The sequence below is a fragment of the Tepidimonas sp. HKU78 genome (assembly GCF_049860815.1).
In the GTDB taxonomy this organism is placed as follows: domain Bacteria; phylum Pseudomonadota; class Gammaproteobacteria; order Burkholderiales; family Burkholderiaceae_C; genus Tepidimonas.
The window spans coordinates 1,557,217-1,580,799 of record NZ_CP187547.1 but is presented as its reverse complement, the minus strand read 5'-3'; the positions used below and the strand labels follow the sequence as shown (position 1 = coordinate 1,580,799).

Sequence of the window (23,583 nt, the reverse complement as noted above, 5' to 3'; positions counted from 1 at the left end):
TGTCCTCGCCGCCGCGCGCACCACCCCTCGCCAACAGCGACAATCATAGGATGTCATCGCCAACCTTGCCCCGTCCGTTGATCCTCGGCTCGACTTCGCCGTACCGGCGCGCGCTGCTCGAGCGCCTGCAGCTGCCTTTCGACACCGCCGCGCCCCACGTGGACGAAACGCCGCTGCCCTGCGAAGCCCCGGCCACCCTCGCGCGTCGGCTCGCGCATGCCAAAGCCGACGCGGTCGCGCGGCGCCACCCGCAGGCCATCGTCATCGGCAGTGACCAGGTGGCCGACCTGGATGGCGTGGCACTGGGCAAGCCCGGTACGCACGAGCGCGCCGTTGCCCAACTGCGCGCCATGCGCGGGCGCACCGTGGTCTTTCACACCGCGCTGGCCGTGGTCTGCATCGCCACCGGCTACGCGGCGCAGGACGATGCCGCGGTACAGGTGCGCTTTCGCGACCTCAGCGACGACGAGATCGAGCGCTACCTGCTCGCCGAGCGTCCCTACGACTGCGCCGGCAGCGCCAAAAGCGAAGGACTGGGCATCGCACTGCTCGACGCTATCGTCAGCGACGACCCCACGGCCCTGGTGGGCCTGCCGCTGATTCGCACCGCGCGCCTGCTGCGCGGCGCGGGGTTGACGCTGCCATGAGCACGCCCATGCCACCTTCGGGCACCGCGGTGGCCCCCGGCACGCTGTACCTGGTGCCGACGCCGCTGGATTTCGGCTGCGACACCGCGTTGGATCTGCGCGATGCGCTGCCGGCGGCGACGATCGACATCGCCGCCGGGCTGACGCACTGGATCGCCGAGAACGCCAAGAGCGCGCGCGCGTTTCTGAAACGCGTACAGGGGGTGCGACCGCTGGCCGTGCCGCTGCAGCAACAACACATCGCCCAGCTGCCGCGCGATTGGCACAAGCACGGCGACCCTGTGGCCGGCGCCGACGCACAGGCGCGTGCGCTGCTCGCGCCCGCGCAGCAGGGCCACGCCTTGGGCTTGGTCAGCGAAGCCGGCATGCCCGCCATCGCCGACCCGGGCACCGCCATCGTGCGCGCCGCCCACGCACTGGGGATACCGGTGGTGCCGCTGACCGGCCCCGTATCGCTGATGCTGGCCCTGGCTGCCAGCGGCTGCCAGGGCCAGCATTTCGCCTTCGTCGGCTATCTGCCCCAAGGCGCTGCCGAGCGCGCCGCACGCCTGCGCGAGCTGGAAGCCACCGCCCACCGCCTGCGACAGACCCAAGTGTTCATCGAGACCCCCTACCGCAACGCCGCATTGCTGCAGGCCGCGTTGCAGGGGCTGCGGCCCGACACCCGGCTGGCACTGGCGTGCGGACTGGGACTGCCGACCCAGGCCGTACACGCCGCCCGCGTGGCCGACTGGCGCCGCCAGCCGCCCGCACTGCCGCTGCACCTGCCTGCGGTGTTCGTGCTCGGCACCTGACGCGCCGCCACCCCGGCGGCGCCACGGTACCGCCGCCGGGGCCCGGTCAGTGCCGGAAGTGCCGCACGCCCGTGAAGACCATGGCCACGCCGCGCTCGTTGGCGGCGTCGATCACCTCTTGGTCGCGCACCGACCCGCCCGGCTGGATGATGCACGTGGCCCCGGCGTCGACCACCACGTCCAGCCCGTCGCGGAACGGGAAAAAGGCGTCGCTCGCCACCGCCGTGCCCTGCAGGCTCAGGCCGGCCGCCTGCGCCTTGATGCTGGCGATGCGGGCGGAGTCGAGCCGGCTCATCTGGCCCGCGCCCACGCCCATCGTCATGCCGTCCTTGCAAAAGACGATGGCGTTGCTCTTGACGTACTGCGCCACCGACCACGCAAACAACAGATCCTGTAGCTGCTCGGGCGTGGGCCGGCGCTCGGTGACCACTTTAAGGTCCGACGCACGCAGCACGTGGTGATCGGCCGTCTGCACCAGCACGCCACCGCCGACGCGCTGCAAATGCCAGCGGTTGCGAGTCGTGGCCGCGTCCGCCGGCAGCGCGATGCGCAGCAGCCGCACATTCGCCTTGGGACGAAACACCGCCAGCGCCTCGGGCGTGAAATCGGGCGCGATCAGCACCTCGACGAACTGCTGCGCCACCGCCTGTGCCGCCTCACCGTCCAGGGCACGGTTGAAGGCGATGATGCCGCCGAACGCACTCGTCGGGTCGGTCTGGAACGCCTTGCGGTACGCCTCCAGCGGCGTGGTGCCAAGCGCCACGCCACACGGGTTGGCGTGCTTGATGATCACGCACGCGGGCGCCGCAAACCCCTTGACACACTCCCACGCCGCATCGGCGTCGGCGATGTTGTTGTAGGAGAGCTCTTTGCCCTGCAACTGCTGCGCACTGACCAGCGACCCGGCCGGCGCGTCGGGGTCGCGGTAGAAGGCGGCCTGCTGATGGGGGTTTTCGCCGTAGCGCAGGTCTTGCAGCTTGGTCCAGCAGGCGTTGAACTGACCTGGAAACGCGTGGCGCGCCGGCACCGCGTCGGCCGCCGGCACGCCCGCTGACAAATCCAGCGCCGACAGGTATTGGCTGATCGCCGCGTCGTACTGGGCGATACGGTTGAACGCGGCGATGGCCAGTTGCAGCCGCGTCGCGTCGCTGACGCGGCCCGCGTCCTTGAGTTCGGCCAGCACCACGGGGTACTGTGCCGGGTCGGTCAGCACGGCCACGTCGCGCCAGTTCTTGGCCGCCGAGCGCACCATGGCCGGGCCGCCGATGTCGATGTTTTCGATCGCGTCGCCCAGCGTGCAGCCGTCGCGCGCCACGGTGGCCTCGAACGGATACAGGTTGACCACCAGCAAGTCGATGGTGTCGATACCGTGCTGCTGCAGCGCCGCCATGTGCGCGGGCACGTCGCGCCGCGCCAGCAGGCCGCCGTGGATGACCGGGTGCAGCGTCTTGACCCGGCCGTCGAGCATCTCGGGAAAGCCCGTGACCTCGGCCACCTCGGTCACGGGCAGGCCGGCGTCGGCCAACAGGCGTGCCGTGCCACCAGTGGAAATCAGCGTCACGCCCAGCGCGTGCAGCTCGCGCGCCAGGTCCAGCACGCCGGTCTTGTCGGAAACGGAAATCAGGGCTTTCATCGTCGGGGGTCCTTGAGGGGATGGCGGCCGTTGGGAGAAGGGCAAAACGAATGTCAGTCGCCGAGCAGACCATGCTCGAGCAATTTTTTGCGCAGCGTGTTGCGGTTGAGGCCCAGCCACTGCGCGGCCCGCGACTGGTTGCCGCGCGCACGGGCCATCACCATCTCGAGCAGGGGCTTTTCCACCGCGCGCACGAGCATGTCGTGCAAATTGGCGGGTTCGGTGTCGCCCAGGTCGGCAAAGTACGCCTCGAGATTGGCCCGTACACAGTCGGGCAGCGCCGGGGGGTTCATGCGGCCAACGGAAGGTCGAAATCGTCGAAGAAGCCCTGCACCGCCGCCAGCTGCGCCGCGCAGGTCTCGGCGGTCAGCACCGCGTCGCGCAGACGCTGCTGCGCCATCGCCGACCCGCCCAGCGAGCGCAGGTACCACAGCAAATGCTTGCGCGCGCTGCGCACCCCGCTGTGTTCGCCGTACAGGTCGTAGTGGTCATGCAGGTGCTCGAGCATCCAGGTGCGCAACTCGGCGCGTGTGGGCGGCGCGGGCAGGCGGCCGGTCGCCAAGTAGTGGCCGATGTCGCGAAACAGCCACGGCCGGCCCTGCGCCGCCCGGCCGATCATCACCGCGTCCACCCCAGTCGTGCGCAGCACGCGCTCGGCGGCCTGGGGGCTGTCGATGTCGCCGTTGGCCACCACCGGAATGCGCACGCTGGCCTTGATGGCCGCCACCGTCTCGTGTTCGGCCTGGCCGCGATAGCCTTGCTCGCGCGTGCGGCCGTGGATGGTCAGCAGCCGCACGCCAGCGCTTTCGGCCGCGCGCGCCAGCACGGGGGCGTTCTTGACCTGCGCACACCAGCCGGTGCGCATCTTCAGTGTCACGGGCACGCCGTGCGGCTCACACGCGGCCACCACCGCCTCGATGATCGCCAGCGCGCGCGCCTCGTCCTGCATCAGCGCCGAGCCCGCCCAGCGGTTGCACACCTTCTTGGCCGGGCAGCCCATGTTGATGTCGATGATCTGCGCGCCACGGTCGATGTTGTATCGCGCCGCCTCGGCCATCATCTCGGGGTCGGTGCCCGCGATTTGCACCGCGATCGGTCCCACCTCACCCTCGTGGTTGGCGCGCCGGGCGGTCTTGAGGCTATCGCGCAATTCGGGGCGCGACGTGATCATCTCGCTGACCGCATAACCCGCCCCCAGCCGCTTGCACAAACGCCGAAAGGGCCGGTCCGTCACACCCGCCATGGGCGCGACGAACAGCCGGTTGGGCAGCACATAGGGGCCGATCGCGGGGCCGGCGGTCATGGCAAAGACACGGGGGAGGTTGGGGAAGGGAAATCTGCGCGATTGTAACCAGCCCATGCCCCACCCCCTATACTGCGGGCGCCCGTCATCATCCGCGACCATGGACGCCTGGATCACCTCGCTGCTGCACACGCTCGCCCTGCCCGAAGTGGGCCTGACCACCGTGTTCGTGGTCGCGTTCGTGTCGGCGACGCTGCTGCCCATGGGGTCGGAGCCCGCGGTGTTCGGGCTCGTCAAGCTCAACCCGGACCTGTTTTGGCCTGCCGTGCTGGTGGCCACCATCGGCAACACGCTCGGCGGCGTGGTCTCGTGGGCGATGGGCTACGGCGCGCACGCCGCCATCGACCGCGCCCGCGGCTCCCCCACCCACCTGCGCGCGCTGGACTGGCTGGAGCGCTTCGGGCCGAAGGCCTGTCTGCTGAGCTGGCTGCCCGTGGTGGGCGACCCGCTGTGCGCGGTGGCGGGCTGGCTCAAGTTTCCGCTGCTGCCGTGCGTGGTCTACATGGCCATCGGCAAATTTCTGCGCTACACCCTCATGACGGCAGGGCTGCTGTGGCTGATTCCCGCCGACTGGTCGGGGCTGGCCGGTTGACGACGCCCCCCCGCGTCAGCGCTTCCTGACCGTGTCCCCTACTTGCCCGGCGGAGGACTCGACCACATCGGGAAACCGCTGCCCCAGCAGGCGCTCGATCAGTGGCGGCAGTTCACGCACCAGGTTTGGCTTGTGCACCACGGGCACGTCCTGCAGCGCGTGCGCGTAGTCGCGCCGGTCGGCTTCGTCCAGCGCCGTCAGCACGATCAGCCCACAACTACCACAGAGCTCGTGCTGGCGCAGCCCCATGACCATGGAGGCACCGTCGATGCCGGGCAGCAGGATGTCCACGATGAGCAAATCGGGCCGCAATTGCCCGAACGACACCAACCCCGCGATGCCATCGCCCGCGATGTGCAGCTCCGCGCGCGGAAAGCGTTGCCGCACCAGCAGCCGCACCAACTGCTGAGAATGCGACGAGTCTTCGATGAGCAAAATGCGGGGTGAGCGCTGCCCGCGGGCGCCACTGCGGCGCGGCCGCGCCGCCCGCGTCGCCGCTGGCGGTATGAGCCCGGCGCCGCTGTTGGCCAGCCAGCGCTGCAACGATGCGCCGGTGATGCGGCGATGCCCGCCTGGTGTCTTCCACGCCTGCAGGTCACCGCGATCGACCATGAGCTGCACCGACCGCACCGCCATGCCCAGCATACGGGCTACCTCGAGCGTCGTGTAGTACGACTCGGTGTCGGGCGGTGGTTCGATCGGCGGCTTTTCGGGTTTCACTGTCGTCATTTTGACGCAATATTAGCAGGCATTCGCTTTTTTGCGTCACTGCGGCGCGTCGAGCAGGCGGCGCCAGCCTTGCGCCCCCAGTTGCCGCAGCGTTTCCAGATTGCGGGCGACGATCGCCTCGGCCGGCTCGCCCGAGGCCACCGCCCGCGCCACGCTGTCCTCCCGCAACAGGTGCAGCGTGGCGTAAGGGGCGCGGTTGGTGGCGTTGGTGATGTCGTCGGGCTCCACCCCGTCGAACACGAAGTCCGGATGGAACGGCGCGACCTGGATCACACCCTCCAAGTCGTGCTCGGCGATCACACGGTCCACCACGTCCAAGAAGTCGTTGAAGACGAAAAAGTCCGGAAACAAGGTCGGGTGCACCAGCAGCGTGGTGTCCAGCACCTCCGGCGGCGTGTCGCGCAGGCGCAGCAGCTCGGCGTCCAGATCGTCCAGAAACGCGTCCAGGTGCCGCGCCTGGCTGACCGCGATGCGCACCTGGTTTTTCACCCACACCGCCTTGGCGAACGGGCACAGGTTCAGGCCGATGACGGCGCGCTCGACCCAGCGGCGCATGTCCGCCTCCACCGCCGCCACGTCGGGGGCGGGGGCTGCTGCGGGCGTGGCGTGAGGAGTCGTCGTCATGGTCACGCCAGCGACTTGAAGCGCACGCGCTTGGGCCGCGCGCCCTCTTCGCCCAGGCGGCGCACCTTGTCGGCCTCGTACTCGGTGAAGTTGCCGTCGAAGAAATACCACTGGCTGTCGCCCTCGTAGGCCAGGATGTGGGTACAAATCCGGTCCAGGAACCAGCGGTCGTGGCTGATGACGAGCGCACTGCCCGCAAACTCCAGCAGCGCCTCCTCCAGCGCGCGCAGGGTTTCGACATCCAGATCGTTGGAGGGCTCGTCCAGCAGCAGCACGTTGCCGCCCTTGGCCAGCGTCTTGGCCAGGTGCAAACGGCCGCGCTCGCCACCGGAGAGGTTTTTGACCAGCTTTTGCTGGTCGTTACCCTTGAAGTTGAAGCGCCCCAGGTAGGCGCGGCTGGGCATGACGAATTTGCCCACCACGATGTTGTCGAGCCCGCCCGAGACGTCTTCCCACACCGTCTTGTCACCGTCGAGCGAGTCGCGGCTTTGGTCGACGAACGCCAGCTTGGCGGTCTGACCGATGATGATCTCGCCGCTGTCGGGCTTTTCCACGCCCTGGATCATGCGAAACAGGGTCGATTTGCCCGCGCCGTTGGGCCCGATGATGCCGACGATGGCCCCCGCCGGGACGGAAAAGCTCAGGTTATCGATGAGCAAGCGATTGCCGAACGACTTGCTGACGTTGCGAAACTCGATGACCTGCGAGCCCAGGCGCTCGGCCACGGGGATGAAGATCTCGTTGGTCTCGTTGCGCTTTTGGTATTCATAGTCGCTCAGTTCCTCGAAGCGCTGCAGGCGCGCCTTGCTCTTGGCCTGCCGCCCCTTGGCGTTGGAGCGCACCCACTTGAGCTCCTCCTTCATCGCCTTGCGGCGGGCGTCTTCGGCCTTTTGCTCTTGCTCCAGGCGGCGCTCCTTCTGCTCCAGCCACTGCGAGTAGTTGCCCTTGTACGGGATACCCATGCCGCGGTCGAGCTCCAGGATCCACTCCGCCGCGTTGTCCAGGAAGTAGCGGTCGTGGGTGATGGCTACCACGGTGCCGGGGAAGCGCTGCAAGAATTGCTCCAGCCAGTGCACGCTCTCGGCATCCAGGTGGTTGGTGGGCTCGTCCAGCAGCAGCATGTCGGGCTTGGACAGCAGCAGGCGGCACAGCGCCACGCGGCGCTTTTCGCCGCCGGAGAGGTTTTTGATCAGCGCATCCCACGGCGGCAGGTTGAGCGCGTCGGCGGCCAGCTCCAGTTGCAGGTCGGTATTCTCGCTGCCCGCTGCGGCGATGATGGCCTCCAGCTCGGCCTGCTCGGCCGCCAGCTTGTCGAAGTCCGCGTCCGGGTCGGCGTAGGCGGCGTACACCTCCTCCAGGCGCTTCTTGGCCGCCAGTGCGCCGCCGATGCCCTCTTCCACCGCCTGGCGCACGGTCTGTTCGGGGTCAAGCTGCGGCTCTTGCGGCAGATAGCCGATCTTGATACCGGGCATCGGCACCGCCTCGCCCTCGAAGTCCTTGTCCACACCCGCCATGATCTTGAGCAGCGTGGACTTGCCCGCACCGTTGAGGCCGAGCACGCCGATCTTGGCGCCAGGGAAGAAACTCAGCGAGATGTCTTTCAAGATCTGCCGCTTGGGCGGCACGGTCTTGGAGACGCGGTTCATCGTAAACACATACTGGGCCATCGGGGCACCCCTCGAGAAAAAAGCAACGGATCGTGAAAAAAATGTCCCGGGTACGCGGCCCGGGTTCCTTGCGATTATCCCAGTTATGCCACAATCGCGGTTGATCGGGTCCAGCAGTCGTGTCCCGATCGGCATGGATGCCCGGGCCCACGGGCACGCCGTCAGGTCTTTGCACCGTCGTCGGCACCCTCGGCTCACCCTTTGACCCCATCTGCCCCTGACTGAGCCGCCCAATCCGCGCGACGCACCCACCGGGGTGCCGCCGGCAAGCGGCGAGGGCCGATGCCGCGCGCCCCGGCATGGGCGCCCGACACTTCACATGACATTCGAAGAACTCCAACTGCTGCCGGCCATCGTCGAGGCCGTGCGCGAGCAGGGCTACGAGACGCCCACCCCCATTCAGGCCGAAGCCATCCCCGCCGTCCTGGCCGGGCACGACCTGCTGGCCGGTGCCCAAACCGGTACTGGCAAGACCGCCGCGTTCACGCTGCCCATGTTGCACCTGCTGGCCACGCGCGGCGAGCCGCCCAAACGCGGCCAGCCCCGCCCGATCCGCGCGTTGGTGCTCACACCCACCCGCGAGCTCGCAGCCCAGGTCGAAGAATCGGTCAAGGCCTACGGTAAACACCTCAAGCTCAAGTCGGCCGTCGTCTTCGGCGGTGTTGGACTCAACCCCCAGATCGAAAAGCTCTCCAAAGGAGTGGATGTGCTGGTGGCCACGCCGGGGCGCCTGCTCGACCTGGTCGAGCAAGGCCACCTGGACCTGTCGAAAGTGGAAATCCTCGTTCTCGATGAGGCGGACCGCATGCTCGACATGGGCTTCATCCACGACGTGCGCAAAGTGCTGGCACTGCTGCCGCAGGCCAAGCAAAGCCTGTTGTTTTCGGCCACCTTCAGCGACGAGATCAAGGCACTGGCCGAAGGGCTGCTGCGTGCACCGAAGCTCATCCAGGTCACGCCGCCCAACACCACGGTGCAGCGCATCCGCCAGACCATCTACCCGGTGGGCCGCGACAAAAAAATGGCGCTGCTCAAGCACCTGCTGGAGGGCAACGGCTGGTCGCAGGTGCTGGTGTTTACGCGCACCAAGTTCGGCGCCAACCAGGTGGCGCAATTCCTCAACGACAACGGCATCAGCGCCATGGCGCTGCACGGCAACAAGAGCCAGACGGCGCGCACGCAGGCGCTGGAGGGCTTCAAGAGCGGCCAGTTGCGCGTGCTGGTGGCCACCGACATTGCGGCGCGCGGCATCGATATCGAGGATCTGCCGCACGTCATCAACTACGACATTCCCAACATCCCCGAGGACTACGTGCACCGCATCGGCCGCACCGGCCGCGCTGGCGCCGAGGGCGAGGCGCTGAGCTTCGTCAGCCTCGACGAAGAGGGTTGGATGATGGCCATCGAGCGCTTTACGGGTCAGCAGATTCCGGTGCAGGCGCTGCCCGAGTTCATGCCGGAGCCGGACGAGCAGGCACAGCCGATCGCCATGGGCCGCCAGGTACTGTGGGGCGGCGCGGGCCGCCCGCCCAGCCGCGAGGTGATGGCAGCCGCTGCCAAGGCAGCGCGGCGCGAGATGCTCGAGCGCCTGCGCAGCCGCAAGGCCAGCCCGGCAGCCAAGGGAGCGGCCCCCTCGCCCGACGCCGAGGACGCAACCGACGCCGATGACGAGGGCGCCGAACCGGCCGCCGACGGCGAAGCGCGCACCCGTATCGACCCCGAGGCGCGGCGCAACCGCAACCGGCGCCGCCGCGCCAAGGGCAAGGGCACGGGCGCTGCCAGCGGACAACCGGGTCAGCCCCGCCCAGACGGCGCCGGCCAGGGCCCAAGCCGCGCGCCGCGCGACGGCCGCGCCGGCCAAGCGCCGCAGGGGGGCCGCAAACCCCCACAAGGCCCCGCCCCGGCACGCCAGCCCGACCCGCTGCGCACCGGCATCGACGCGCTCAACGACCGCGGGCGGCGCAACCGCAACAAAAACCGCGGCGGTGGCGGCAAGGGTGGGGGTGGCGGCATCGACCCGCTGCGCACCAGCTTTGGCCGCATCCAGTAACCCCATGCAACGCTGAGACGGATACGAACATGCGCATCCTGCACACCATGCTGCGGGTCGGCAACCTGCAGCGCTCGATCGACTTCTACACCCGGGTACTGGGCATGCAGCTGCTGCGCATGTCGGACAACCCAGAGTACAAGTACACCCTCGCATTCTTGGGCTACGACGGAGGCAACCCCGGGCAGGCCGAAATCGAGCTCACCTACAACTGGGGGGTCGAATCCTACGAAATGGGCACCGCCTATGGCCACATCGCCATCGGCGTGCCCGACGTGGCAGCGGCCTGTGAGCGCATCCGCGCCGCGGGTGGTACCATCACCCGCGAACCCGGCCCCGTCAAAGGGGGATCGACGATCATCGCCTTCGTCACCGATCCTGACGGCTACAAGATCGAGCTGATTCAACGCCCATGATTCCCTCCCCCCAGCCCCGCCGCGGCCCGGGCTTCGTCGGCCGCTGGTTGCTCATCACGGCCAGCATTGCCGCCCTGATGGTGCTCTGGCATGCCTTGCCGCTGGTCGAGTCGTGGTGGGCGCCGCGCGACGGCACCCCGCGCACCGTCACGCCCCGCGGCGATCTGGCGGCCGATGAGCGGGCCACGATCGAGCTGTTCGAGAAGTCGCGCGACTCGGTGGTCTACATCTCCACCGCGCAGCGGGTGTTGGACGTGTGGACGCGCAATGTCTTTACCGTCCCGCGCGGCACCGGCTCTGGCTTCATTTGGGACGACGCGGGCCACGTGGTGACCAACTTCCACGTCATCGAAGGAGCCTCGCAGGCCACGGTCAAACTGGCCGATGGACGCGACTATCCTGCCGCGCTCGTGGGCGCCTCGCCCGCGCACGACATTGCGGTGCTGCGCATCGGCGTGGGGTTCAAGCGCCCACCGCCGGTGCCCATCGGCACCAGCCACGACCTCAAGGTAGGACAAAAGGTGTTTGCCATCGGCAATCCGTTCGGGCTGGACTGGACGCTGACAACCGGCATCGTCTCGGCGTTGGACCGCTCGCTGCCCAACGAGCGCGGCGGCCCGCCCATCGAGCACCTGATCCAGACCGACGCCGCCATCAACCCTGGCAACTCGGGCGGTCCACTGCTGGACTCGGCGGGCCGCCTCATCGGCATCAACACCGCCATCTACAGCCCATCGGGCGCATCGGCCGGCATCGGCTTTGCGGTACCCGTGGACACGGTGATGCGCGTGGTGCCGCAACTCATCAAAACCGGCCGCTACGTGCGGCCCGCGCTGGGCATCGAAGCCGACGAAGCGCTCAACGAGCGCTTGAGCGCGCTTACCGGCATTGAAGGCGTGTTCGTGCTGCGGGTGACCCCGGGCTCGGCGGCCGACAAGGCCGGCCTGCGCGGCGTCACGCGCAGCGCCGAGGGCTTGGTGCCCGGTGACGTCATCGTGGCCGTGGAGGGCAAGCCGGTGACCAGTGTCGCGCAACTGCTGGCGCGTCTAGATGACTACCGCGTCGGCGATACCGTGCGCGTGACGCTGCGCCGTGGCGAAGACATCCGCGAGGTCGCCGTCACCTTGCAACCCGGGGTCTGACGCACGCGCCGCGGCCCTTGCGGCTAAGCCCCCTGCGCAGCAGCGGGTTTGGCCCGCAAGGCGGCATCGAGCTGCTCGACCAGTTCCACCCAATCGGCGTCGGCTTGCAGCGCTTCGCGCAAAAAACTGGCCTGCGCGGGCGTCCAAAACGGCGCCTCTGGCAGCGGCACGTGCATCGGCAGCGGGGCATGGGTCTGGATGAAGCGCTCGATGTCGTGGGCGCTGTTGGGCAGCCCGAGCTGGGCAAACAGCTCATGAAAACGGTGAATCGGAGGCTCCATCGGACTCCCTCATCAGGCCGCAAACCATTGCTCGATCTTGTCTCGGCTGGGGACCCCCCCAGCATGCACCACCTGCCCATCGATGACGACGCCGGGCGTGCGCATCACCCCGTGGCTGGCGATGGCCTGCATGTCTTCCACCTTCTCCAGCTGGATCGGCACACCCTTGGCTTGCGCGACCTGCTCGATCAAGGCCACCGTGGTGCGGCAATTCGCGCATCCACTGCCGAGCACTTTGACGTGTTTCATGGCGTTTAGTCCTGTTCCACTTCCAGATAGGTGCGATTGACCAGCTGCGGCAGCCAGACCTCCGCGTGCTTCAGATACATGAACGGCCGGGCGTCGAAGCGCCGTACGGCCTCCCCGATGTCCACCCCCGCTTCCAACGCCTTGGCCGCGTGCGCGCGCAGGGCACGCAGCAGGTCGCGCGTATCCCGCTGCGCGGTGGCCAGATCGGTGACGCGGCCATGCCCGGGCACGATGATCGCCGGCTGCAGCGCATCGATGACGGCAAAACTCTCCAACCACGCCTTGGTGCGGCTGACCGGGTGCAGGCCGAGGATACGATCGACGTACACCACGTCGCCACTGAACAGCACACGCGTCTGCGGCAGCCACACCAGCAGATCGCCCGGGGTGTGCCCGCCGCCGCGGTGCTTGAGTTCGATCACCGTGCCGCCCAGCTCCAGCCGAGTATCCGGTTCGGTCAACCAACGCGTGGGCAGTACGGGCTCGGTACCGTCCAGGCGTTCTTTGAGCACCGGGCGCAGGGCCGCCAGATGCTCCGGGGCGCGCGCTTTCATGTCGGCCTCGGCGCTGCGGTGGGCGATGATCTCGGCGCCGCGCTCACGAAAATATCCGTTGCCCAGCCAGCGGTGGTCTTGCCCCCCCGTATTGATGACCCAGCGAATGGGCTGCGGCGTCACCGCGCGCACGGCCGCCTCGATCTTGCGCGCCACCTGGGCGGTCGGGCCGCTGTCGATGAGCACGGCCCCGACCGGCGTGACGACCAGGCCCAAGTTGGCGTTGAGGGCCTCGTTGTCGTAGGTGCGCCCTTCCAGATCGCCGATGTAGGCGTAAACGTTGGGGGCCACGGGTTCGAAGCGCACTTCCACCGCCTGCGCCGCCCCTGCTGCCCAAGCGGCCACCAGGGCCACCAGGGCCAGCCATCCGCGCCGAATCACCGATCCCATTGCCGTCTCCTGTCGCTGTACAGAGCCCGAAGCCAAGGGTCACAAAATCGCGTTGAGCAAATAGCCCACCGCCAGTATGCCAGCGGCCACGATGGCCACGAAGGTGGCGATGAGCCGCGGCTTGAGCACCTTGCGCAAGATGATCATCTCGGGCAGCGACAGCGCCACCACGCTCATCATGAACGCCAGTGCCGTGCCCATGGCGGCCCCCTTGGCCGTCAGCGCCTCGATCACCGGCAAAATGCCAGCGGTGTTGGCGTACATCGGCACCCCCAGCAGCACCGCCGCCGGCACCGACCACCACGCCGCGTCGCGCCCCATGAAGCTGGCCAGCCAGTCCTGCGGCACATAGCCGTGGATGCCCGCCCCCACCCCGATGCCCACCACCACGTAGGGCCAGACTTTGCCCACCACGGTGCGCACCGCCTCCAGACCAGCCGCCACCCGCTCGGCCCAGGTCAGCGACTCCAGCGCCACCTCCGCCGAGACCGAGGGCATGTCACGCACCCAGTCTTCCAAGTAGCGCTCCAGCCCCAGTGCGCCAATGATCAAGCCCGACACCACGCCCAGCAGCATACCAAACGCCAAATACACCGCCGCGATCTGCCAGCCAAACAGCGACCACAGCAACGTCAGCGCGACCGTGTCCACCATGGGTGCCGTGACCAAAAACGAAAACGTCACCCCCAGCGGCACGCGCGCCTGCACGAAGCCAATGAACAGCGGCACCGACGAACAGGAACAAAACGGCGTGACCACCCCCAGCGCCGACGCCAGTACGTTGGCCACCCCGGGGGCGCGCCCGGCCAGCAGCGCGCGCGTGCGCTCCGGCGTGAAGTAGGTATTGACGATGCCCATCACGAACACCACCCCGGTTAGCAGCAGCAACACCTTGGGCGTGTCGTAAAAGAAAAACTGCAGCGAGCGCCCCAGGTGGCTGTGCGCATCCAGCGGCAGCGCCGCCACCAGCGCCTCTGAGGCCGGCACCAGCATCCGGTAGCCTACCCACCAAGCGAGCGCCGCCAGCACCACGAACACCACCGGATGCCGGGTGGGCCACTGCGAAATACGGGTTGCGACGATGGATGTATTCATACCCCAGAAGACGAAACTTCTGCCAAAAGGATGCACATCAACACCGGCCGTCGCTCGCCCGCGTGTCGCGGGGCACGAAATCCTGCACATGCCCTTCGGCATCGAGCACCACCTGGCAAGCGGCCACCATCCGGGCACGCAGCCGCTGCCGGGCACGCTGCACGCGCGACTTGGCCGCTGGCAACGACAGGCCCAGGCGCTCGGCCAACTCGCGCTGGCTGATGCCCTGCAGGTCACACAGCTCGATGGCTTGGCGGTCCTGCGGATCGAGCTCGGCCAGCACACGCGGCAGACAGGTCTGCGCCAACAGATCGACGGGATCCACCGCGGCGTCGGGCTCAGGCACAGCGTCTATATCGACAGGCAGCGGCTCGTGCGTACGCAAGGTACGCAAGCGGTCGGTCAACGTATTGCGCGCAACTTCATAAAACCAGGCACGGGGTTGCGCGATCCGCTCGAAGCCGTCGGCATGTCGCCATGCCTTGAGGAACACTTCCTGCAACAAATCGTCCACCTCGGACGCCAGCGGCCAGCGCGCCGCTAGCCAGCGGCGCAACTCGCCCTCATGACGCGCCCACGCGGCGAGCAGGGTAGGCATGGTGCCCGCGCCTTCAGGGGGCCAGGCGTTCCAGCCCGCCCAGGTAGGGGCGCAACGCCTCGGGCACGGTGATGGAGCCGTCGGCGTTTTGATAATTCTCCAGCACCGCCACCAGCGCCCGACCCACCGCGAGCCCAGAGCCGTTGAGCGTGTGCACCAACTCGGTCTTGCCCTGCGCGTTGCGAAAGCGCGCCTGCAGCCGCCGGGCCTGAAACGCTTCACAGTTGCTCACCGAGCTGATTTCGCGGTACGTACCCTGCGCCGGCAGCCATACCTCCAGGTCATGCGTGCGCGCGGCGCCAAACCCCATGTCGCCCGTGCACAGCAGCACCACGCGGTAGGGCAGCCCCAGCCGTTGTAGGATGGCTTCGGCATGCGCCGTCATCGCCTCCAGCGCGGCGTGGCTGTGCTGCGGGTGCACGATCTGCACCATCTCCACCTTGTCGAACTGGTGCTGCCGGATCAGCCCGCGCGTGTCGCGCCCGGCCGCCCCCGCCTCGGAGCGGAAGCACGGCGTGTGCGCCGTCAGCTTGATGGGCAGGTCATCCTCGGCCAGGATGGTGTCGCGCACGAAGTTGGTCAACGTCACCTCGCTGGTGGGGATCAGGTACATCGCCCCGTCGTCTGCCCCTTCCGCGCCGCCCTTCTTCGCGGCAAACAGGTCGGCCTCGAACTTGGGCAGCTGGCCCGTGCCGCGCAGCGTCTCGGCGTTGACGATGTAGGGCGTGTAGCACTCGGTGTAGCCGTGCTCGGTGGTTTGCACGTCCAGCATGAACTGCGCCAGCGCCCGATGCAGCCGGGCGATGGGGCCACGCAGCACCGCAAAGCGCGCACCGCTGAGTTTGACCGCCGTCTCGAAATCCAGCCCCAGCGGCTCCCCCAGCGCCACGTGGTCACGCGGCTCAAACGGCAGTGGCGCCGGATCGCCCCCCAGCCCGCCCGTCGGGCTCCAGCGGCGCAGCTCCACGTTGCCGCTTTCGTCAGGGCCCACGGGCACCTCGGGCTGCGGCAGGTTCGGCACCGCCAGCAGCAGCGCTTGCAGCTCGGCCTGAATCTGCTCCAGCCGCGCGGCCGATGCTTCCAGCTCGCCCTTGATGGCACTCACCTCGGCCATCGCGGCCTCGGCCTCGGCGTGCTGGCCGCGGCCTTTAAGCTGGCCGATTTGCTTGGACAGACTGTTGCGGCGCGCCTGCAGCTCCTCGGTACGCACTTGCAGCGCTTTGCGCTCGTGCTCTAGTGCGGTGAAGGCGGCGACGTCCAGGTAGGGTTGCGGGGATTTGCGGGTTTCGAGCCGCGCGACGACGGCGTCGAGGTCGCGGCGCAGGGTGGCGATATCGAGCATGGTGGCGCAATTGTAGGCGGGGCGTTGCGCTAACATGTCCACGACCCATGCACCGACATAGGGAGAACACATGCCCCGCACCGCCAAGGCGCCCGCCGGTCAAGGCGCCCAACTCGGCTTCGAAGCCGAACTCTTCAAAGCCGCCGACAAGCTGCGCGGCAACATGGAGCCCAGCGACTACAAGCACGTCGTGTTGGGCCTGATTTTTTTGAAATATATCTCGGACACCTTCGAGGCCAAGCATGCCGCCCTCATGGCCGAGGACCCGCTCGCCGCGGAGGACAAAGACGAATACACCGCCGACAACATCTTCTGGGTACCCAAGGAGGCGCGCTGGTCGCACCTACGCGCCAACGCCAAACATCCCGCCATCGGCGTGTTCATCGACGAGGCGATGCGCGCCATCGAAAAGGACAACGAGTCCCTCAAGGGCGTGCTGCCCAAGGACTACGCCCGCCCCGCGCTCAATAAGGTCATGCTGGGCGAGCTCATCGACCTGCTGTCAAACATCGGGCTGGGCGATGAAGCGCACCGCGCCAAGGACATCCTCGGACGCGTGTATGAATACTTCCTGGGCCAGTTCGCCGGGGCGGAGGGCAAGCGTGGCGGCGAGTTCTACACCCCGCGCTCGGTGGTGCGGGTGCTGGTCGAGATGCTCGAACCGTTCCGGGGCCGCGTCTATGACCCCTGCTGCGGCTCGGGCGGCATGTTCGTGCAGAGCGAAAAGTTTGTGCAAGAGCACGGCGGCCGCATCGGCGATATTGCCATCTACGGGCAGGAGAGCAACTACACCACCTGGCGGCTGTGCAAGATGAACCTCGCGGTGCGCAGCATCGATGCCGACATCCGCTGGAACAACGAAGGTAGCTTTCACAAGGACGAACTGCCCGACCTGCGCGCCGACTTCATCCTGGCCAACCCGCCGTTCAACATCTCCGACTGGGGTGGCGAGCGGCTGCGCGAGGACAAACGCTGGGTCTTTGGCGTGCCGCCCGTGGGCAATGCCAACTACGCATGGCTGCAGCACATTTGGTGGCACTTGGCGCCCAACGGCACGGCGGGCGTGGTGCTGGCCAACGGCTCGATGAGCTCCAACCAGTCCGGCGAGGGCGACATCCGCAAGGCGATGGTCGAGGCGGACGCGGTGGACTGCATGGTCGCGCTGCCGGGGCAGCTCTTTTATTCCACGCAGATTCCCGCCTGCCTGTGGTTTTTGGCCCGCAACAAAAACCCTGGCAAAGGCTGGCGCGACCGGCGCGGGCAGGTGCTGTTCATCGACGCCCGCAAGCTGGGCGTGCTGGTGGACCGCACCCGGCGCGAACTCACCGATGACGAGATCAAACGCATCGCCGACACCTACCACGCCTGGCGCGGCGAACCCGGCGCGGGCGAGTACGCCGACGTGCCGGGCTTCTGCAAATCCGCCACGCTGGAGGACATCCGCAAACACGGCCATGTGCTGACACCGGGACGCTATGTCGGCGCAGCGCAGCAGGCAGACGACGGCGAGCCTTTCGCCGAAAAGATGGCGCGGCTGGTGGCACAGCTTCGCGAGCAGCAGACCGAGGGCGCGAAGCTCGATGCGGCGATCGCCGCCAACCTGCGGGAGTTGGGCTTTTGAACGCTGCGTTGACTATGGCTTCTGCTTGCGCCTGTATTCAACTCAGCGTTGATCATGCGCGGTCCGTTCAGAAAGATGCGCCGACGAGCGCCAACCAGATCGTGGCGCCGCTTACGGGTATCGGCTTATTCCGCGAGATCACCGGCTACGCCCGCAACCGGCGCTTTGGCTTCGAGCCCTACTTGCGGCTGTTCGAGGAGATGGGGGAGGGGGCGGTATGAGCGAGACGGGGGGCGCAATGCTCTGGGAACGACAGGCTGATGCGGCGAAGCTCGCTGCTGCGATGGCGGCCGACCTGAAGGAGTTGGGGTATGGCGGTTGAGGAATTGGTTGGGCCCGCTCCGAAGGGCTGGAAATACAAGACGCTCGGAGAGGCCTGCAAGGATGGCGGTGGAGATATCCAAACCGGTCCGTTTGGTAGCCAACTACATGCTTCGGACTATGTGCCCGTTGGCGTCCCATCCATCATGCCCCAGAACATTGGCGACAACCGAATCATCGAGGATGGGATCGCGCGGATTACTCCAGAGGATGCTCGGCGCTTGAGCCGTTATCTCGTCCGCAGGGGCGACATCGTCTACAGCCGCCGGGGGAATGTCGAGCGGCGCGCGCTGGTGGGGCATCACGAGGACGGGTGGCTGTGTGGAACTGGCTGCATTCGAGTTCGCCTTGGCGAAAACGGGGCCGATCCACGGTATGCGTCGTACTACCTTGGTCATCCAGTTGTTCGCGAGTGGATCGTCCGGCATGCGCATGGCGCGACCATGCCAAACCTAAACACGTCGATTTTGGCGGCATGCCCATTCTTGGAGCCGCCGCTGGCCGAACAGCGAGCCATCGCCCACATCCTCGGCACGCTGGACGACAAGATCGAACTCAACCGCAAGCAGAACGAGACGCTGGAGGCGATGGCGCGGGCGCTGTTCAAGGCGTGGTTCGTGGACTTCGAGCCGGTGCGCGCCAAGATGGAGGGGCGCTGGCGGCGCGGCGAGAACCTCCCCGGCCTGCCCGCGCACCTCTACGACCTCTTCCCCGACCGGCTCGTCGAATCGGAGTTGGGGGAAATTCCGGAGGGGTGGGAGGTGATATCCGTTGATACCGAGTTTGATATCACGATGGGGCAGTCGCCACCCGGCAGTACCTACAACGACATTGGTGAAGGGTTGCCTTTTTACCAAGGGCGTGCAGATTTCGAATTCCGATTCCCCAAGAGGCGCGTTTTTTGCACAGCACCGACGCGATTAGCAAAAATCGGAGACACGCTCGTTAGCGTTCGCGCACCAGTCGGTGACATCAACATGGCATTAGAGGACTGCGCGATTGGTCGTGGTGTCGCCGCCGTTCGGCATAAGACCGGCTCTCGTTCTTATACGTATCACTTCATGAGTTCCATCTCAGACGTATTCGCACGATTTGATGCTGAGGGAACAGTTTTTGGGTCAATTGGGAAAAAGGACTTCCATTCGATTTCTCACATAAAGCCGCCTCGTGATCTCGTGCTGACTTATGAGAAGCTGGCGGCCAACCTAGATGATGAGGTCGAAAAAAACGAACAAGAATCCCGCACCCTCGCCGCCCTGCGCGACAACCTGCTGCCCAAGCTCATCTCAGGCGAATTGCGGGTGAAAGATGCCGAAGCCTTCCTGAAGGAGCGTGGATTGTGAAAGCCGATAACCAAGTGGTGATTTACGAAGGCGGCGAGGCGCGCGTCGAGGTGCGCGTCGAGCGCGAAAGCGTCTGGCTGAGCCTGCAGCAACTGGCGGAGCTTTTCGGGCGCGACAAGTCGGTTATCTCGCGGCACCTGAAGGCGATCTTTGCCAGCGGCGAGCTGGAGCGTGCGGCAACCGTTGCAAAAAATGCAACAGTTCAACGGGAGGGCGAACGCGAGGTGGTGCGGGAGATCGAGTACTACAACCTCGACGCCATTATCTCGGTCGGCTACCGGGTGAACTCCACGCGCGCGACGCGCTTCCGCCAGTGGGCCACGCGTGTGCTGCGCGAGCACCTGACGCGCGGGTTTTCGCTGGACCGCGCGCGCTTCGAGAAGAACGCCGCCGAGCTGGAAGCCGCATTGCAACTGGTGAAAAAGGCCGCCGCCGGCGAAGCCCTCACCGCCGATCAGGGGCGCGGGCTGGTGGACGTGATCGCCCGCTACACGCAAACCTTTCTGTGGCTGCAGCGCTATGACGAGGGGCTGCTGGCAGAACCCCAGGGCAGCCCCGGCGGCGTACTTCCCACGCTGGACGAAGCCCGCGCCGCGATCGCGCGGCTCAAGGCCGACCTGATGGCACGCGGCGAGGCCTCCGACCTGTTCGGGCGCGAGCGGGGCGATGCCTTCGCGGCGATTCTGGGCAACCTGGAGCAGACGGTGTTCGGCGAGCCGGCCTACCCCACGGTGGAGACCAAGGCGGCGCATCTGCTGTATTTCGTGATCAAGAACCACCCGTTTTCCGACGGCAACAAGCGCACTGGGGCGTTTTTGTTCGTCGATTTTCTGGCCCGCAACGGGCGGCTGATCCGCGCGGGCGAGCCGGTGATCAACGACGTGGGTCTGGCCGCGCTCGCGCTGCTGGTGGCCGAATCGGATGCCAAGAACAAGGACGTGATGATCCGCCTGATCGAAAACATGCTGGCGTTGCCGGTCACGCTAGGAGAACCGTAATGGCGTTTCTGTCGGAAGCCGCCCTCGAATCCGCGCTGATGGAGCAGCTGCACGCGCTGGGGTACGCCGTCGAGCGCGAGGAGGACATCGGCCCCGATGGACGCCGGCCGGAGCGGGAGAGTCACGATGAGGTCGTGCTCCGGAAGCGATTCGAAGACGCTGTCGCGCGGCTCAACCCCGACCTGCCACTGGCGGCGCGTCAGGATGCCGTGCGGCGGGTGATGCAATCCGAACTGCCATCGCTGCTTGAAGAAAACCGCCGCCTGCACAGGCTGATGACGGAAGGCGTGGACGTCGAGTATTACGCCGAGGATGGCACGCTGACGGCAGGCAAGGTCGCGCTCATTGACTTCGAGCGCCCAGAGCGCAACGACTGGCTGGCGGTGCGCCAGTTCGTGGTGATCCACGGCCAGCACAAGCGGCGACCCGACGTGGTGGTGTTCGTCAACGGCCTGCCGCTGGCGGTGATCGAGCTCAAAGCGCCGGGCAGCGAAAACGCAACGCTCCTGGGCGCGTTCCACCAGTTGCAGACCTACAAGCAGCAGATTCCGCCGCTGTTTCACACCAACGCGCTGCTGGTGGCGTCCGATGGCATCGCCGCCCGGGTCGGGTCACTCTCGGCCGATTTCGAGCGCTTCATGCCGTGGCGCACCACCGACGGCACGGACGTTGCCCCGAAAGGGGCGCCGGAACTTTCGACATTGATTGAAGGCGTGTTCGAGCATCGCCGCCTGCTCGATCTGCTGCGCGATTTCACGGTATTTGCCAAGACCGGCGCGGGGCTGGTGAAGATCATCGCCGGCTACCACCAGTTCCATGCGGTCAAGAAGGCGGTGGAGCAAACCATCCGCGCGATGCCGCCCGCGAACCTTGTGCGGGAAGACCCGGCCCGCTATGGCCTGCCTTCGGTCAAGGATCAACGCCCGGGCGACCGCCGCGTCGGTGTCATCTGGCACACCCAAGGCTCCGGCAAAAGCCTGTTGATGGCGTTCTATGCGGGGCAGTTGGTCAAACACCCGGCACTGGAAAACCCCACGCTGGTGGTGCTGACCGACCGCAACGATCTGGACGACCAACTCTTTTCGACCTTCTCGATGTGCCGCGATTTGATCCGGCAGACGCCGGTGCAGGCCGAGGGGCGCGAACACCTGAAGGAACTGCTGAATCGCGCCTCGGGCGGGGTGATTTTCACGACGCTACAGAAGTTCGGCGAGATCAACGGGCCGCTCACCACGCGCCGCAATGTGGTCGTGATCGCGGATGAAGCGCATCGCAGCCAATACGGCTTCAAAGCCAAGGTGGACGCCAAGACGGGCGAAGTCTCCTACGGCTTTGCCAAATACCTGCGCGATGCGCTGCCGAACGCATCCTTCATCGGCTTTACCGGCACGCCGATCGAGGCGGCGGACGTCAACACCCCGGCGGTGTTCGGCCACTACATCGACATCTACGACATCAGCCGCGCGGTCGAGGACGGCGCGACGGTGCCGATCTACTACGAGTCGCGGCTGGCACGCATCGAACTCGCCGAGGACGAAAAGCCGAAGATCGATGCGGAAATCGAGGACCTGCTCGAAGACGAGGAAGAGCCGACCCGCGAGCGCGTCAAGCAAAAATGGGCCACGGTGGAAGCGCTGGTGGGGGCCGACAAGCGCCTGCGGCTGGTGGCCGAGGACATCGTGCGCCACTTCGAAGACCGCGTCGCCGCGCTCGACGGCAAGGCGATGATCGTCTGCATGAGCCGGCGCATCTGCGTCAAGCTCTATGACGCGATCATCAGGCTGCGCCCGGACTGGCACAGCGACGATGACAACGCCGGCGTGGTGAAGATCGTGATGACGGGCGCGGCGAGCGACCCGCCCGAGTGGCAGCGGCACATCGGCAACAAGGCGCGGCGGGATTTGCTGGCCAAGCGTGCGCGCGATCCGAACGACCCCTTGAAGCTCGTGATCGTGCGCGATATGTGGCTGACCGGCTTCGATGCGCCGTGCATGCACACGATGTATGTGGACAAGCCCATGCGTGGCCACGGGCTGATGCAGGCCATCGCGCGGGTAAACCGCGTCTTTCGCGACAAGCCCGCCGGCTTGATCGTCGATTACATCGGCATTGCGCAGAACCTGAAAAACGCGCTGGCGCAGTATTCGCCGCGCGACCGCGAACAAACCGGCATCGACGAGGCCGAAGCGGTCGCGGTACTGCTGGAGAAGGTGGAGATTGTGCGCGCCATGTTCCACGGGTTCGACTACCACCCAGCACTCACCGGCACGCCGCAGGCGCGGCTGGCGGTGCTGGCGGGGGCCATCGAGTGGATTCTGGATCAGCAGCATCGATGGGTCGCACAAGAGCACACGCCCGAGGGCAAGAAAGCGGCGCTGCGGCGCTTCCCCGACGCGGTGCTGGCCTTGTCCAAGGCGTTTGCCCTGGCCGCGGCCTCGGATGAGGCCCGCGCCATCCGCGAGGAAGTCGGCTTCTTCCAGGCCATCCGTGCCGCGCTGGTCAAGAGCGGCTCGGGCTCTGGCATCAGCCAACGGGAGCGCGAGTTGGCGATCCAGCAGATCGTCAGCCGGGCGGTGGTCTCGACCGAGATCGTCGATATCTTGAAGGCGGTGGGCATCAAGAACCCCGATATCTCCATCCTCTCGGATGAATTCCTCGCCGAAGTGCAGCAGATGGAGAAAAAGAACCTGGCGCTGGAGGCGCTGCGCAAACTGCTGGCCGACACGATCCGCGCCCGTGCCCGCACCCACGTGGTGCAGGCACGGGCGTTCTCGGAGCGGCTGGAGCAGGCGGTGGCGCGTTACCACAGCAACGCCATCACCACGGCCGAGGTGCTGCAGGAGCTCATCGCCATGGCCCGCGATCTGCGCGCTGCGCAGGCGCGCGGCGAGGAACAGGGACTCACCCCAGAGGAGCAGGCCTTTTACGAGGCCCTGGCAGAAAACCGCAGCGCCGTCGAGGTGATGGGCGATGCCAAGCTGCGCGTGATCGCCCACGAGCTGTTGATGAAGCTGCGCGACAACATCACCGTGGACTGGGCGCGTCGCGAATCCGCCCGCGCCCGCTTGCGGGTGCTGGTCAAGCGCATTCTGCGCAAATATGGCTACCCGCCCGATTTGCAGGATGCCGCCGTCCAGCAGGTGTTGGCGCAGGCCGAGGCAGTGTCGGCCGCGTGGTGCGCCTGACCCAAGCGG

23 protein-coding genes are annotated in these 23,583 nt (G+C 66.8%); 11 read left to right on the top strand and 12 right to left on the bottom strand.

Going from position 1 to position 23,583, the window contains the following annotated elements; all coding sequences use genetic code 11:
• Window positions 1-50: 50 nt before the first annotated feature.
• Both ACPYIS_RS07945 and ACPYIS_RS07940 read left to right on the top strand, forming a co-directional pair.
• The gene (locus ACPYIS_RS07945; RefSeq protein WP_424859599.1) at window positions 51-647 is read left to right on the top strand and encodes a Maf family nucleotide pyrophosphatase; all 597 of its coding nucleotides are present in this window, start codon (window positions 51-53) and stop codon (window positions 645-647) included.
• A gap of 8 nt (window positions 648-655) precedes the next feature.
• Window positions 656-1,441, top strand: coding sequence for an SAM-dependent methyltransferase (locus ACPYIS_RS07940; RefSeq protein ID WP_424859600.1), 786 nt, complete (start codon window positions 656-658; stop codon window positions 1,439-1,441).
• 46 nt (window positions 1,442-1,487) lie between these two features.
• Here ACPYIS_RS07940 and purH read toward each other — a convergent pair whose 3' ends face one another.
• Genes purH through dusB form a run of 3 tightly spaced genes read right to left on the bottom strand, consistent with a single transcriptional unit; the run spans window position 1,488 to window position 4,377 of the window.
• A complete protein-coding gene (purH, locus tag ACPYIS_RS07935) occupies window positions 1,488-3,074 on the bottom strand; it encodes a bifunctional phosphoribosylaminoimidazolecarboxamide formyltransferase/IMP cyclohydrolase (protein WP_299018574.1) in 1,587 nt (528 codons plus the stop codon).
• 53 nt (window positions 3,075-3,127) lie between these two features.
• Complete coding sequence (locus ACPYIS_RS07930) at window positions 3,128-3,367, bottom strand: helix-turn-helix domain-containing protein (RefSeq protein WP_424859601.1); 240 nt, start codon at window positions 3,365-3,367, stop codon at window positions 3,128-3,130.
• Window positions 3,364-4,377, bottom strand: coding sequence for a tRNA dihydrouridine synthase DusB (dusB, locus tag ACPYIS_RS07925; RefSeq protein WP_424894771.1), 1,014 nt, complete (start codon window positions 4,375-4,377; stop codon window positions 3,364-3,366). The genes ACPYIS_RS07930 and dusB overlap by 4 nt, the downstream gene beginning before the upstream one ends.
• Window positions 4,378-4,477: 100 nt before the next feature.
• Here dusB and ACPYIS_RS07920 point away from each other — a divergent pair, with 100 nt between their 5' ends.
• Window positions 4,478-4,969, top strand: coding sequence for a YqaA family protein (locus ACPYIS_RS07920; protein WP_424859602.1), 492 nt, complete (start codon window positions 4,478-4,480; stop codon window positions 4,967-4,969).
• A 15-nt stretch (window positions 4,970-4,984) separates the two neighbouring features.
• Here the strand turns inward: ACPYIS_RS07920 and ACPYIS_RS07915 are convergent, their stop codons facing one another.
• Genes ACPYIS_RS07915 through ettA form a run of 3 tightly spaced genes read right to left on the bottom strand, consistent with a single transcriptional unit; the run spans window position 4,985 to window position 7,989 of the window.
• Window positions 4,985-5,698: a helix-turn-helix domain-containing protein gene (locus ACPYIS_RS07915; RefSeq protein WP_424859603.1), complete on the bottom strand. Its 714-nt coding sequence runs from the start codon at window positions 5,696-5,698 to the stop codon at window positions 4,985-4,987.
• 36 nt (window positions 5,699-5,734) lie between these two features.
• Window positions 5,735-6,322, bottom strand: coding sequence for a DUF1415 domain-containing protein (locus ACPYIS_RS07910; RefSeq protein ID WP_424894772.1), 588 nt, complete (start codon window positions 6,320-6,322; stop codon window positions 5,735-5,737).
• Window positions 6,323-6,324: 2 nt separating this feature from the next.
• Complete coding sequence (ettA, locus tag ACPYIS_RS07905; RefSeq protein WP_314226665.1) at window positions 6,325-7,989, bottom strand: energy-dependent translational throttle protein EttA; 1,665 nt, start codon at window positions 7,987-7,989, stop codon at window positions 6,325-6,327.
• A 319-nt stretch (window positions 7,990-8,308) separates the two neighbouring features.
• On the opposite strand from ettA, the gene ACPYIS_RS07900 reads away from it, so the two are divergent.
• From ACPYIS_RS07900 to ACPYIS_RS07890, 3 genes are read left to right on the top strand one after another with little or no spacing between them, the layout of a single operon-like run.
• Window positions 8,309-10,039, top strand: coding sequence for a DEAD/DEAH box helicase (locus ACPYIS_RS07900; RefSeq protein WP_424859605.1), 1,731 nt, complete (start codon window positions 8,309-8,311; stop codon window positions 10,037-10,039).
• A gap of 29 nt (window positions 10,040-10,068) precedes the next feature.
• Complete coding sequence (gene gloA, locus ACPYIS_RS07895; RefSeq protein ID WP_424894773.1) at window positions 10,069-10,455, top strand: lactoylglutathione lyase; 387 nt, start codon at window positions 10,069-10,071, stop codon at window positions 10,453-10,455.
• Window positions 10,452-11,597, top strand: a complete 1,146-nt coding sequence (locus ACPYIS_RS07890; protein ID WP_424859607.1) for a S1C family serine protease — start codon at window positions 10,452-10,454, stop codon at window positions 11,595-11,597. Before gloA ends, ACPYIS_RS07890 begins: the two co-directional genes overlap by 4 nt.
• Before the next feature lie 23 nt (window positions 11,598-11,620).
• Here ACPYIS_RS07890 and ACPYIS_RS07885 read toward each other — a convergent pair whose 3' ends face one another.
• Genes ACPYIS_RS07885 through serS form a run of 6 tightly spaced genes read right to left on the bottom strand, consistent with a single transcriptional unit; the run spans window position 11,621 to window position 16,106 of the window.
• Window positions 11,621-11,878: a DUF2789 domain-containing protein gene (locus ACPYIS_RS07885; RefSeq protein ID WP_299021473.1), complete on the bottom strand. Its 258-nt coding sequence runs from the start codon at window positions 11,876-11,878 to the stop codon at window positions 11,621-11,623.
• Window positions 11,879-11,890: 12 nt separating this feature from the next.
• Entirely contained in the window at window positions 11,891-12,127 is a 237-nt protein-coding gene (locus tag ACPYIS_RS07880) for a thioredoxin family protein (protein WP_299021476.1), read from the bottom strand.
• Window positions 12,128-12,132: 5 nt separating this feature from the next.
• On the bottom strand, window positions 12,133-13,071 hold the full coding sequence (locus ACPYIS_RS07875) for an MBL fold metallo-hydrolase (RefSeq protein ID WP_425973468.1): 939 nt from the start codon (window positions 13,069-13,071) through the stop codon (window positions 12,133-12,135).
• A 39-nt stretch (window positions 13,072-13,110) separates the two neighbouring features.
• On the bottom strand, window positions 13,111-14,166 hold the full coding sequence (locus ACPYIS_RS07870) for a permease (protein ID WP_424859608.1): 1,056 nt from the start codon (window positions 14,164-14,166) through the stop codon (window positions 13,111-13,113).
• 37 nt (window positions 14,167-14,203) lie between these two features.
• A complete protein-coding gene (locus ACPYIS_RS07865; protein ID WP_299018316.1) occupies window positions 14,204-14,764 on the bottom strand; it encodes a sigma-70 family RNA polymerase sigma factor in 561 nt (186 codons plus the stop codon).
• A 13-nt stretch (window positions 14,765-14,777) separates the two neighbouring features.
• Window positions 14,778-16,106, bottom strand: coding sequence for a serine--tRNA ligase (serS, locus tag ACPYIS_RS07860; protein ID WP_424859609.1), 1,329 nt, complete (start codon window positions 16,104-16,106; stop codon window positions 14,778-14,780).
• A gap of 70 nt (window positions 16,107-16,176) precedes the next feature.
• Here serS and ACPYIS_RS07855 point away from each other — a divergent pair, with 70 nt between their 5' ends.
• The 5 genes from ACPYIS_RS07855 (at window position 16,177) to ACPYIS_RS07835 (ending at window position 23,574) form a co-directional block, all read left to right on the top strand.
• On the top strand, window positions 16,177-17,727 hold the full coding sequence (locus ACPYIS_RS07855; RefSeq protein ID WP_424894775.1) for a type I restriction-modification system subunit M: 1,551 nt from the start codon (window positions 16,177-16,179) through the stop codon (window positions 17,725-17,727).
• Window positions 17,724-17,948, top strand: a complete 225-nt coding sequence (locus tag ACPYIS_RS07850; protein WP_424859611.1) for a hypothetical protein — start codon at window positions 17,724-17,726, stop codon at window positions 17,946-17,948. Before ACPYIS_RS07855 ends, ACPYIS_RS07850 begins: the two co-directional genes overlap by 4 nt.
• Before the next feature lie 90 nt (window positions 17,949-18,038).
• Complete coding sequence (locus tag ACPYIS_RS07845) at window positions 18,039-19,391, top strand: restriction endonuclease subunit S (protein WP_425973467.1); 1,353 nt, start codon at window positions 18,039-18,041, stop codon at window positions 19,389-19,391.
• A complete protein-coding gene (rhuM, locus tag ACPYIS_RS07840; protein ID WP_424894776.1) occupies window positions 19,388-20,389 on the top strand; it encodes a RhuM family protein in 1,002 nt (333 codons plus the stop codon). The genes ACPYIS_RS07845 and rhuM overlap by 4 nt, the downstream gene beginning before the upstream one ends.
• The gene (locus tag ACPYIS_RS07835) at window positions 20,389-23,574 is read left to right on the top strand and encodes a type I restriction endonuclease subunit R (protein WP_425973466.1); all 3,186 of its coding nucleotides are present in this window, start codon (window positions 20,389-20,391) and stop codon (window positions 23,572-23,574) included. The genes rhuM and ACPYIS_RS07835 overlap by 1 nt, the downstream gene beginning before the upstream one ends.
• Window positions 23,575-23,583: the final 9 nt, after the last annotated feature.